Below are 12,152 nucleotides of genomic sequence, written 5' to 3' on the forward strand. Positions count from 1 at the left end.
TCGCGGTCCTCGGCGAGGGCTGCGGCCGGTCGTGCGGGCTCTAGTGCGCTGCTCCGATGTCCGGCATGCCCCTGAGCTGCCTGCGGGAGGTGATACCGAGCTTGCGGAAGATGCTGCGCAGATGGGCGTCGATCGTCCGCGGGCTGAGGAACAGGCGCGCGGCGACCTCCTTCGTCGTCGCTCCCGCGGCGACGTGGCGGGCGATGTGCATCTCCTGCATGGTCAGGCGGTCGTAGGCGTGCTCCGAGCGGCCCACGACCACCTCTCCGGTGGCGCGCAGCTCGGTGGCCGCCCGCCGGGCGAACGCCTCCATGCCGATCCGCGACAGCCGCTCGTGTGCGCTGCGCAGGTGTTCGCGCGCGTCGCGGCGGCGGCCCGCACGGCGCAGCCACTCACCGAACCGAAGATGCGCCCGCGCGAGATCGGGCGCCAGCGGGCTGCGCGCCAGGTGCTCGACGGACTCCCGGTAGTCGTCCTCCGTGCCGCGGACCAGCGCCCGCGCGCCGGCGGCGACGCCGAGGGCGACGTCGGTTCCCGAGGGCGTCGTGCGCTCCGTCAGGGACGCGAGCGCCGACTCCGCGACGGAGGCCTCGCCGCACCGGACCGCGGCCTCCACCAGCTCGGGCAGCGCGAAGCCGGCCCGGAAGAGCTCGCCGCCCGCCACGGCGCGCCGGGCCGCGTCCAGCGCGGCCGGGTAGTCGCCCAGGCCGTTGTACAGCACGGCTGCGGCCCCGTCGGTGTTCGCGGCCAGCTGGCCGATCCCCCGCCTCGCCGCGTCGGCGAACAGGTCGAGCGCCTCTCGGCGGCGGCCGCGCATCGCCGCCAGCTGCACCCGCGGATACAGCTGCGGCACGTCGCCGAGGGCGTCGGCGATCGCCTCCTCCTCGGCGATCGCGCCCATCGCCCGGCCGAAGTCGCCGGTGAGCACCGCGGACATCGCCGCCTGCGACAGACCGAGCCGGACGGTGAGCGGTGATCCCGTGTCCTGCCCGGTCCGTACCAGCCACTCGACGATCGACGCGTGCAGGTCGAGGTCCCACAGCTCGCCCGCGACCATCGTGGCCAGCGCCGGAACTCGGCTCCAGCCGGCGTCGCCGCCGGTGAGAACCCGCCTAAGCGCCGGCACGCCCGCGTGGTGGCCCTCGGTGCTCAGCAGCACCAGCGCGTCCAGCAGGTCCGGAGGCCGCGACGCCGGCGGCGCCGAGCGGGCCGCGTCGAGCACGCGCTCCATCACCCCGTCGGCTCTGCTGACGACCAGCCCCGTCTCCAGCGCCGACACGTAGCACGCGCGCGACCGCTCCGGATCCACCCCGGCGAGCCGCCGCGCCGCCCGCAGGATGAACTCCGGCCCGCTGGCGGCCCCGTCCGCGCCTGAGACGAGCGCGATCTGCCCGCGCAGCAGATCGGCGGACGCGTGCTGGAGGTCGTCCAGCGCCTCGGTGCCGATACCGGCCAGCAGGTCCGCCGCCGAGTCGGGCTCGCCGGCCTCCACCGCGGCCCGCGCGGCCGCGAGTGCGCGCTCGGTCTGCTTGCCGGGGTCGCGGGAGAGCGCCGCCGCGCGTTCGAGGAAGGCGGCTGCGGCCGCGACGCCCCCGCGCGACTGCGCCCGCGCGGCCGACGACTCCAGTTCCGCGGCGACCTGTTCGTCCGGCCCGCCGGCGGCCTGAGCGCGGTGCCAGGCCCGCCGGTCCGGTGCCGCGACGGGGTCGACGGCGTCGGCCAGGGCCAGGTGCGCCGCGCGGCGCCACTCCGGGTCGGCCGCGCGGTATACGGCCGAGCGCGCCAGCGGGTGGCAGAACCGTGCGCGCGTGTCGAACCGCACCAGATCGGAGGCTTCGGCGGCGGCGCTCGCGGCGGGCACGTCGATGTCGGACCGCCGGGCCGCCGCCGTCCACAACAGGGCCGGATCGCCGGTCGGATCGGCGCTCGCGAGGGTCAGCAGCAGCCGCGTCTGCGCGGACAGGCCCGCCAGCCTGGCCTGGAAACTCGCCTCGATCCGGTTCGCGACCGGCGACGGGGTCGGTAGTGCGAAGCCGCCGGCCTTGGGCAGTTCGATCAGCGCCAGCGGGTTCCCGCGCGCCTCGGCGAGGATGCGCTCGCGCACGCGCTCGTCGAGCGTCCCGGCCTTCCCGGCGGCCAGCAGCGCGCGCGAGTCCGCGTCGCTCAGACCGCCGACCGCCAGTTCGGGCAGCTCGTCGAGCGCGCGGGCGGAGCCTTCGCCGCGGGTCGCGACCACCATCGCGATCGGCTCCGCCGCGATGCGCCTGGCCAAGAACACCAGCGCCCTCGCCGAGGCGGTGTCCAGCCAGTGCGCGTCGTCGACGACGCACAGCAGCGGACGCTCCTTCGCCGCGGCGCCCAGCAGGCCGAGTGCGGCGAGGCCGACGCGGGACGGGTCCGGCGCACCGCCGGCCAGGCCGAACGCGACGCGCAGGGCGTTGCGGTAGGGCTCCTCCAGCTCGTCGAGGTGCCCGAGCACCGACACGCACAGCTGGTGCAGCGCCGCGAACGGCAGTTCGCTCTCGAACTCCGATCCGGAGGCGCGGATCAACCGGCAGCCCGTCGAGGCCGTGTGGACGGCGTGGTCCAGCAGCGCGCTCTTGCCGATGCCCGGATCACCGCGGAGAACGAGCACGCCGCCCGCACCGCGGTCCGCCGCGTCGAGCACGGTGTCGAGGCGGGCGGTCTCCTCGCGCCTGCCGACGAGCGCGGGGGAAGGCGGCGTTGGCATAGAAAAAACGATATGCGGATCGCCGACGCGCGGGCGGATAGGCGATCCTCGCCGACGCGAAGGCGGGTCCGCCGGGGCGATCGTCGGGGCATGGCGATCCGAGCCGACCGCACGGCTCCCGCCGCCTCGCCCGCGGCACGATCCTCGCCTCGGCCGCACTGACGGTCATGGCGCCGGCGATCATCGCCCCGGCCTTCCGGCGATGGAAGAGGCATTCGCCGACCGGCCCGGACCCCGGGATGGGCGCCAGGATCGCGGCGCTGCACCGGCGCCGCTACGAGGCCGACCCCGAGCTGACCAAGCTGATATCCGACCTCGGCGGGTACACCGGCAGCGCCGCACCCGGCAAGCGCGGTCGGGGACGCGGCCGGCTCGCCCCGGCGGGCCTCAGGCCTTCTCGGCTGCGACCGAGCGCTCCACGTCGGTGGTGCGCAGTGCGCGCCCGGTCGGTGCGACATAGCGGGCGGCGAACTCCTCCTCCCCCGCCTGGTCCAGCTCGCGCCAGCCGTACTCGGCGAGGAACCCGCCGACCTCCTCCGGGCGCATACCGAAGCGCCAGATCCGCTCCCGCACCACCCACTTCTCGTAGGCGGCCCCGGCGCCGAAGGCGTCGGTCCCGTCGAGGAAGTCCCGGTGCACGTAGGTGAAGGCGAGCCGGCTGCCCGCCGGGGCGGCGGCGAGGAAGCCGAACGTCGCCCGGACGCCCTCCTCGGTCAGGTACTGGGTGACCGCCTCCCAGACGAAGAAGGTGCGCCACTCGGGCCGGTAGCCGTGCTCGGCGAGCACGTCGGCGAGCGCCTGCGTCTGGAAGTCGACGGGGACCAGGGTCACCGACGCGGGGACCGCGCCGTAGACCCGGTGCAGCGCGGCCCGCTTGCGGTCGGCGTTCTCCGGGAGGTCGACCTCGAAGACCGGCGTCCCCTCGAGTGCGGCCAGCCGGTAGGCGCGGTCGTCGAAGCCCGCGCCGAGAATCACCACCGCGTCGACGCCCGACTCCGCGGCTTCGAGCAGCCGGTCGTCCACGTAGCGCTTGCGGCAGACGATGTTCGCCCACAGCCCCGGCATCCGCTTCTCCATGCTGCGGATCGTCCACCGGCGCAGAGGGCCCCACCGGTTGGCGGCGGCGAACCACCGCGCGCCGCCGGTCAGGAACCGGTACGCGCAGGGGTCGCGGATCAGCGGGCGCTCCTCGAACTGCTCGGCCGCGACGATCGCCATAGGGCCGTCCGCGGTTTGCGCCTCCGGGCTGCTCATGAGCGGTCCTCCGTTTCGGAAGGAGGCGGCGGCGCGTCGGCGAACACCCGCACCAGCCAGGACAGGACCCGGTGGGACTCGCGGACCCGCGCGGCGCGCGGGCTGTCGGGGCCGACCAGGTCCATGCCGTCCCGGGCGACCTCCACATAGGACGCCACACCGGCGATCTGCCGCTGGACGACCTTGTACCAGGCGTCGTCGTCGACGCGGTAGTAGACCGTGCGCTCGCCGGCGCGGGTGCGCCGACTGACCAGCTCCATCGTCGTCAGCATGCGCAGGTTCGTGGTCAGCGAGGCGCGGCTGGCCCCGATCGCGGTGCTGATCTGCCCGGCGGACTGCTCCGGCGGGTCGCAGATCATCAGCCACCCCAGGGTCCGCCCGGCGATCGGCGGGATCCCGTCCGCACTGAAGATCGTCGCGACCCGCTCGACCCAGGCGAGCGTGTCCTCCCAGCCGGGTGAGCCGCTTTCCGACACCGCGCTCTCCTCCTCCAAGATGCCAGTGATTTCAGTATGTGCTGAAACCACTGGCATTGCAACCGGACCGCGTGCACCGGCCGCCGGCCCGACGGGACACGGCCGCATGAAAGAGCCCTCGCCTTCGGTTCGGAAGCCCCCTCCGAGCGGACCGGGCGTGCGGGTGTCCGTGGCGAGAGCCGCCATCACCGGTACGCAGGGAGCGCAACGACCGGAACCGCCGGAGCCCCGGGCGCTCCAGCCCGGCGCCGCGCCCGGCCGTCGGGCGACGGACGGACGGCGTGCGCCCGAGGTCCTCGTCCGGCCCGGAAACGGGCGGGTGACCGGCGGGAGCGGCGACCGGCCGCGGACGCCCGGCAAACGCGCGGCGGGCGCCCCCGGCCGCCGTCGCGGCCGGGGGCGCTCGCCGTGTTCGCGGGCGGCCCGGCGGTGTGCCGCTAACCGGCGGAGCGGCGGTTGTAGAGGCGCTTGGCCCAGATGTAGGAGGCCAGCGCGATGACGGCGCACCAGGCCAGGGCCGGCACCGCGCTGTCGCCGGCCCCCGTGCCCATGAGCAGCCCTCTCAGGGCCTCGCTCATGGGGGTGAAGGGCTGGTACTCGGCGAACCACCGCAGCCCCGTCGGCAGGGTGTCGGTGGGCACGAACCCGCTGGAGAGGAAGGGCAGGAACATCAGCGGCATGGGGGTGTTGCTCGCGGTCTCGACGCTGTCGGAGACCAGGCCCAGCGCGACCGTCAGCCAGGTCAGGGCGAAGGCGACCGCCGCAAGCAGACCGGCGGCCGCGAGCCAGTCCAGGGGGCCGGCGCTCGGCCGGAACCCGAGGAGCAGCGCCACCCCGACGACGATCGTTACGGCGACCACCGTCTGCACGAGTGCCCCGACGACATGTCCGGTCAGCACGGAGACGCGGGCGATGTCCATGGTGCGGAACCGGGCGATGACGCCTTCGGTCATGTCCGTGGCCACCGCGATCGCGGTCCCCTGGGCGACCATCGCCACGGCGATCAGCAGAATCCCGGGGACGATGTAGTCGAGGTAGGCGGCTCGGCCGCCGACGCCGCCCGTGCCGCCCGAATTGGCCGGGCCGGCGGCTGCGTCGCCGAGTCCAGCGCCCATGGCGCCGCCGAAGACGTAGACGAACAGCAGCAGCATGACGATCGGCATGCCCGCGAGCATGATCGTGAGTGAGGGGTAGCGCCTCATGTGCCGCAACTGGCGGCCGACCATCGTGGCCGAGTCGCTGGTGGCGCGGGTGAGGGTGTTCATCGTCAGGCCGCCTTCGCTTCGTTGTCCGCGGTGCTGGAGTGGCCGGTGAGGGCGAGGAAGACGTCGTCGAGGTCGGGGGTGTGCACCGACAGCTCCTCGATCTCGATCGACGCGGCGTCGGCGCGGTCGAGCAGTGCCCGCAGCGACTCGACGCCGCCGTCGCTGGGAACCTGAAGCGCCAGCGCGGCGTCGTCGCGCGCCCCGCCGAGGGTGCGGGATGCCGCGTCCAGGGCGTGGGCCGCGGCGAACCGCAGGCGGATGTGGCCGCCGGGGATGCGGCGCTTGAGCTCGTCGGCCGTGCCCTGCGCGACGATGCTGCCGTGGTCGAGGACCGCGATCCGGTCGGCGAGCCGGTCGGCCTCCTCCAGGTACTGGGTGGTGAGAAAGACGGTGACGCCGTCGGCGACCAGTTCGCGGGTGATGTCCCACATGCCGCGGCGGCTGCGGGGGTCCAGTCCGGTGGTCGGTTCGTCGAGGAAGATGAGCCGGGGGTCGCCCATCAGGGTCATCGCCAGGTCGAGTCGGCGGCGCATGCCGCCGGAGTAGGTGGAGGCCGGCTTCCCGGCCGCGTCGACCAGGTCGAACCGCTCCAGCAGGTCGGCCGTGCGCCGCCGGGCGCGCCGGCGGCCCAGCCGGTGCAGGTTGCCCATCAGCATCAGGTTCTCCTCGCCGGTGAGGAGCCCGTCCACCGCCGCGTACTGGCCGGTGACGCCGATCGCGGCACGCACCGCGTCGGGCTCGGCGGCCAGGTCGTGGCCGAGGATGCGCGCCCGACCGCCGTCGGCGGCGGTCAGCGTGGACAGGATCTTCACGACGGTGGTCTTGCCGGCGCCGTTGGGCCCCAGCAGCGAGAAGATCGTCCCGGTGGGGACGTCCAGGTCGATGCCGTCCAGGACAACGTGGTCGCCGAAGGTCTTTCGCAGGCCGGTGGCCGTGATGGCCGCCGGGGGCGGGTGTGGGGTCATTGCTGCCTCGCTTCTCGGTTCCCGCGGGTGCGGGACGGGGTGATCGGGTTCGTGTGGGGCCGCCGGTGCGCAGGGGCGCACCGGCGTGCGGGGCGGATCGGCGGCGCGTTCAGGCGCGCCGGACGACGATGTCGCCGTAGGTGCTGCGGGCGCGGACCTCGACGGTCTCCTCGGCGGGGCCCGGCTCCTCGGCCGCTTCCAGCGAGCTGGTCGTGCTGCCGTGCTTGGATCCGGTGTCCAGCCAGGCGGCGGTGCCCTCGCGGATGCCGACCTCCACCTCCCCGTAGGAGGTCTCCAGGTCGACCTCGCCGCGGACCACCTCGCCGATCCGGACGCTGCCGTGCGCGGTCCTGGCCGTGACGGAGGACAGTGCGCGCTCGACGGTGACGTCGCCGTGGGCGGAGTTCGTCCGCAGCCTGCCGGTCACCGTGCCGAGGGCGATGGCGCCGTTGGACGTCCGCACCGCGGCGGCGCCGTCGATCTCCTGGACGCGGACCCGGCCGTGCGTGGAGGTGATCTCGGCGTTTCCGGTCATCCGGTCCAGGGTGACGTTGCCGGTGGATGCGGTGATCCTGGCCGCGCCCAGCCGGCCCTCGCAGCGGAGGCCGGCGTCGCGGATGTCGGCCTGGATTCGCGAGCCGGCCGGCAGGTCGACCGTCACGTCGACCACGCCTTTGCGCAGCAGCCGGCTCAGGCCGGTGGTCCCGGGGTCGTGTACCAGCAGTACGTCGCCGGCGAACTCGACCCGGATCTCCTCGGCGACGCGGACGTCGGCGTCCTTGCCGGGGTCGCGCGGACGGACCTCGACGTTCGTGTCGCCGCGGTCGCCGGCGTTGATCTGGACGGTGCCGACCGCAAGGTCGATCTCGGCGGTGATCGGTTCGGGGGTGTCGAAATTCGGCATGGGTGTCTCCCGCTCATGGCGCTGGTGGGCGTCTCCGCTGGTGGGAGACGTGTCAGTGGTGGTGGGTGAAGCCGGGTGCGGTCAGCGGACCCAGCCGGTGTAGCCGCGCCCGACCGGGCGGCTCGGGCCCGGAGCGGTGCGGCGGGGCCCGGGGTCGAGCGCGGCGGACACCGCGCGTACCAGCCAGGCGTTCACCGAGAGCCCTTCGCGGCGCGCCTCCTCCTCGACGCGCGGCTTGAGGTGGTCCGGCAGCCGCAGGGTGACGCGCGACGTGCCGCCTTCGTCGGCGTCCGGCGGGAGCGCGCCCGCAGGCGGCCGGGCCTCGGCCGCGGCGTCCGCCGGAGAGTGCTGTGCCGTTGCGGGGCCGAGGCCGGAGTCGCCGAACGACTCCTCGTTCGCGGGTGACGTCACGATGAAGTCAGTCTGACCCCCGCGCAGCCGGACCTCGACCGACCCCGGCGCGAAGTCGCGGGTGATCTCGTCCGCGGCGTCGGACAGCGCGTCCATCAGGGCCAGGCGCGCAGCCGGCTCCAGCGCCGCGGTCAGGCGCTCCGCGATCGCCCGGGTGTCCTCGCCCCCGGCTTCGGCGGCCGCCACGAGCTGGCGGCGGAGGGTGTCCACATACGGCATCAAATCCATGACCTCATAATGACGTCATGGATGACGTCACGTCAAGCGTCATTCCCATGAATCTGACACCATCCCGGCGCCACCCTTGCGCCGGCCTCGCCCCACGCCGGGTCGTTCGTCGCCGGCGACGACGCCGCGATCCAGCCCGCGGCCTTCGCCCCGGCGGACGGCGTCCCGGCGGTCGGCGTCCCGGCGGACGCGTTCCCCGCCAGGACGGCGCTCGTTCCGGCGGTGATGGCGCTCATCGGCGGAGCGCCTGGTGGCCACCGCGCCTGCTGGACCGCGTCCTGCCCGGAATGGACATCGGGCGCGCGGACCTGCGGACCGGCGCCCGAGCCCTCGGCCGGGCGGGACCGCCGGCGGTGCGGGTGCGGGCCCGCACGCCCCTTCGGGTGCGCGGGCCCGCTTCCGCGGTCCGGGGTCAGCCGCCGATCACCCCGCCGTCCTCGCGGGTGATGACGATGGTCGCGGAGCGGGGGCGGCCGGTCCGGCTGAAGTCGGGCCAGTTCGAGCCCGCCCGCGGGTCCTCCGGGGTACCCGAGTCGCCGGGGTGCTGGATGTTCACGAACAGGGACCGGCCGTCCGGCGTGGCGGTGATGCCGGTGATCTCGCAGTCGGGCGGGCCGACCAGGAACCGGCGGATGTCGCCCCTGCGGGTGTCGGCCGCCAGCATCTGGTTGTTCTGGTCGGCGCCGTCGACCTGCGGCTGGGTGCCGTCGGTCTGGATCCACAGCCGCCCGTCGGCGTCGAACCAGAGCCCGTCCGGCGAGCCGAACGCCTGGTCCGGCGGAACGGTGGCGCCGCTGGCCTCGTCGCCGGCGAGCAGGAAGACGTCCCAGTCGAACTTCTCGGCGGCGGGGTCGCGGTGCTCGTCGATCTTCATGATGTGGCCGTAGCGGTTGTCCAGCCGCGGGTTCGCCGGGTTCACCGTCTCGGTCCGGGCCGTGTTGTTCGTGCAGGTGAAGAACACCGCTCCGGTTCCGGGCTGCACGGTGCACCACTCCGGGCGGTCCATCGGCGTCGCGCCCGCCGCGTCGGCGGCCAGCCGGGTGTAGACCAGGACCTCGGCCTGGTCAGCGAAGCCGTCGGCCTCGGTCAGGCCGGGTCCGCCGTGCACCAGCGGCAGCCACGCGCCCGAACCGTCCTCCTCGAACCTGGCGACGTAGAGGGTGCCCTCGTCCAGCGGACTCCGGCCGTGCGCGCGCGCCCTGCCGATCGGCTCGGCGCCGACGAACTTGTAGAAGTAGTCGAACTGGCTGTCGTCGCCCATGTAGACGACGGCCTCGCCGCGGCGGCCGCGGACGACGACGGCGTTCTCGTGCTCCATCCGGCCCAGGGCCGTCCGCTTCTTCGGCGCGGACTCCGGGTCGAAGGGGTCGACCTCCACCACCCAGCCGAACCGGAGGTACTCGTTGGGCTCCGCCCGCATGTCGAACCGCTCGTCGGTGGTGTACCACGGGTACGGGCTCTCCGAGCCGATGCCGTAGCGCTCCTGGGGCGACCCGGCGGGCGGTGCCTCCTCGCCGGGGTAGAAGTACTTGTTGGTGGTCTCCTCACACGTCAGGTAGGTGTGCCAGGGCGTCGGCCCGCTGGCGCAGTTGTTCAGCGTGCCCAGCACGCGCACGCCCTCGGGGTCGGCGCCGGTGCGCATCAGGGCGTGTCCCGCCGCCGGGCCGGTGATCTCGGCGGGCGTGGACATGGTCACCCGGCGGGCGTAGCGCGACTCGGCCAGCCTCCACTCGCCGCGGCGGCCCTGCTCGACCTCGATCACCGAGACCCCGTGCGCGGCCATGGACTTGGCCGTCTTCTCCGGCGTCCAGTCGGCCTCGCCGCCGGTGTGCAGCAGCCGCTCAGTCGTGGCCTCGTGATTGACGCAGAGCAGGCCGGAGCGGCTGCCCCTCAGCGGGAAGTACCACATGCCGTCGTGGTGGTCGCCCGCCTGGCGGGCCTGGTCGGCCGCGCTGTTGCCGGCGTCCTCGGAGAACGCGGGGCCGGAGGGGACGATCGGGTGGCCCCACGGGAAGAGCACGTGGTACTCGTACCCGTCGGGCAGCACGACCTCGTCGGCGACGCCGGGTTCGACCGGCTCGAACCCGAGCAGCCGCCGCCGCGGGCCGTGGGCGGCGGCGCCGCCCGCCCCGCCGAGGGCGTCCGCCGCCGCGGGCGCCGCGGTACCGAAGAAGGCCCCGGCCGCGGTGGCGAGGCCCCCCGCCATGGCCGTCCGGCGGGACAGCCGGCGCTCGGCGAGCTCGGAGAGCGGGGGTGTGTTCGGCGTTTCAGGGTGCACGAGGGGGCTCCAACCGCGGGGAGGTGGACCGCGCAGGTCAGCGCGGCCGTGGGCGCTGGCAACGGTAGGGAGCTGAGGTGGCCTGCCCGCCACACGGACGTGAACGCCGAGCGGAGCCGTCCCCGTCCGACCTGTGCGGCGCCCGCCCCCGTGCGGGGGCGCGGCGGCCGCATGCGGCCCGCGGGTCGGCGCCGGTGCCCGGGCCGCCGGTAGGGCGGAGCGCTCGGGCCGGGGCCGGGAGTTCCAGCCGGTGCTGTCCACCGCCGTGTGCGGGCGGCCGGTCCGCGGACCGGCCGCCCGCACACGCAGGATCAGGCCGGGGCTCCCGTGCCGGTGCCCCGGGCGTCCTCGGGCGCGGCCTCCGCCTTCCGCGGGACGGCCGCCGCGGGGTCGTAGCCGAGCCTGCCGCGGGTCGCCGCGATGAGCGCGCAGGCCGCCAGGCCGAAGGCGAGGAGCACGACGTGGCCTGCGGCGGCGTGCGAGTCGCCGATCGAGGGGAACAGGAAGGAGAGCACGATCGACATGAAGTTGTTGACGCTGGCGTGCAGCAGGATCGCGATCGGCAGGCTTTCGCCGGTGCGGTTGAACACCCAGGTCATCACCACGCTGATGGCGACGCACGAGACGACGAACTCGACGGGCTGGGCCCAGGTGACGTTCGGGAACCCGCCCCACTCGGTCATGAACAGCGGCAGGTGCCAGATCCCCCAGATGACGCCGAGGATGACGGTGCCGAGCAGCGGGCCGAAGTACGGCTGCATCCGGGGGAGCGCGAAGTCGCGCCAGCCCGGCTCCTCGGCGATGCCGGTCGTCAGGAACTGCAGGACCAGGCCGGGGATGTAGGCGGCGAGCACCACGAGCGGCGGGACCTGCACATCGCCGCCGGAGAACGGGATGCCGCAGAGGATGAGCGCCGCCGGGACGCCCAGCAGGGACAGCGCGTACCAGCGCCAGTTGATCCGCCACTTCAGCAGGCGCCCCGCCCACACGCGCAGCCCTTCGCGGCCGTCGGCCGCGGCTGTGACGAGGAACGCCGAGAAGATCGGGCCGAGGTAGGCGCCGGGCAGCATCAGCAGGAGCTGGGACCAGAGGCCGGGGATCTCGATGTCCGCCAGCCCGAGGCCGTGGTCGGAGAGGATGTAGGGCGTCCAGGCGATCCAGCTCAGGGTGATCGCCGAGGTGAAGAAGCTCGCCATCGGGTGGCGCTTGACGAAGCGGCGCCACGCGGGCGTGCGGTCGGGATGCGGGAAATCGGGCATGCGTCGTCCTCGGAGTCAGGGGCGGCTTCGCACCAGGGGTTGACGGGCGCTGGGAAAACCGCCCGTCGCGATGCCCTGACATTACGGAGACCGCATACGCGGCCACGATCCAGCAAAGGGGCCGCTTTCTGTCCGGCAGGCTGCACACGGCCCTGGGCAGGAGGCGGCCACCGCCAGGTCGACGGGCGCGAAGCGCCCTCCGCGGCCCCGCGGGGAGGCGCGGCGCGGCTCGACGGCCCGGAAGGGGCGGGCGCAGAGGCGGCGTGCGGGCGCAGGGGGTCGACGCGGCAGGGAGGTGTCCCGCCGGACCCGTGCCCGGTCGCGGAGGCGAGGCGGGTGCGGCGCACGCGGAGGGGAGGCAGGGGGAACTCGCGCCGGATG

General features: G+C 74.5%; 9 protein-coding genes. All 9 read right to left on the bottom strand.

What is annotated here, in order from left to right; translation table 11 throughout:
- Positions 1-40: 40 nt before the first annotated feature.
- Positions 41-2,731 (bottom strand): ATP-binding protein, encoded by a 2,691-nt coding sequence (locus ABD284_RS03680; protein ID WP_344140900.1) that lies wholly within the window; start codon positions 2,729-2,731, stop codon positions 41-43.
- A gap of 387 nt (positions 2,732-3,118) precedes the next feature.
- The gene (locus tag ABD284_RS03685; protein ID WP_344140901.1) at positions 3,119-3,985 is read right to left on the bottom strand and encodes an SAM-dependent methyltransferase; all 867 of its coding nucleotides are present in this window, start codon (positions 3,983-3,985) and stop codon (positions 3,119-3,121) included.
- On the bottom strand, positions 3,982-4,461 hold the full coding sequence (locus ABD284_RS03690) for a GbsR/MarR family transcriptional regulator (protein ID WP_344140902.1): 480 nt from the start codon (positions 4,459-4,461) through the stop codon (positions 3,982-3,984). Before ABD284_RS03690 ends, ABD284_RS03685 begins: the two co-directional genes overlap by 4 nt.
- A gap of 437 nt (positions 4,462-4,898) precedes the next feature.
- Positions 4,899-5,726, bottom strand: a complete 828-nt coding sequence (locus ABD284_RS03695; protein WP_344140903.1) for an ABC transporter permease — start codon at positions 5,724-5,726, stop codon at positions 4,899-4,901.
- 2 nt (positions 5,727-5,728) lie between these two features.
- A complete protein-coding gene (locus ABD284_RS03700) occupies positions 5,729-6,691 on the bottom strand; it encodes an ATP-binding cassette domain-containing protein (RefSeq protein ID WP_344140904.1) in 963 nt (320 codons plus the stop codon).
- A gap of 109 nt (positions 6,692-6,800) precedes the next feature.
- Positions 6,801-7,595 carry a DUF4097 family beta strand repeat-containing protein gene (locus tag ABD284_RS03705; RefSeq protein WP_344140905.1) on the bottom strand — a complete coding sequence of 265 codons (795 nt, stop codon included), beginning with the start codon at positions 7,593-7,595 and terminating at the stop codon, positions 6,801-6,803.
- Positions 7,596-7,676: 81 nt separating this feature from the next.
- Complete coding sequence (locus ABD284_RS03710; RefSeq protein WP_344140907.1) at positions 7,677-8,234, bottom strand: histidine kinase; 558 nt, start codon at positions 8,232-8,234, stop codon at positions 7,677-7,679.
- 412 nt (positions 8,235-8,646) lie between these two features.
- Positions 8,647-10,512, bottom strand: coding sequence for a PhoX family protein (locus ABD284_RS03715; protein ID WP_344140908.1), 1,866 nt, complete (start codon positions 10,510-10,512; stop codon positions 8,647-8,649).
- A 311-nt stretch (positions 10,513-10,823) separates the two neighbouring features.
- Positions 10,824-11,771 (bottom strand): CPBP family intramembrane glutamic endopeptidase, encoded by a 948-nt coding sequence (locus ABD284_RS03720; RefSeq protein WP_344140910.1) that lies wholly within the window; start codon positions 11,769-11,771, stop codon positions 10,824-10,826.
- Positions 11,772-12,152: the final 381 nt, after the last annotated feature.

The organism is Streptomonospora arabica (assembly GCF_039531585.1).
Lineage (GTDB): Bacteria > Actinomycetota > Actinomycetes > Streptosporangiales > Streptosporangiaceae > Streptomonospora > Streptomonospora halophila.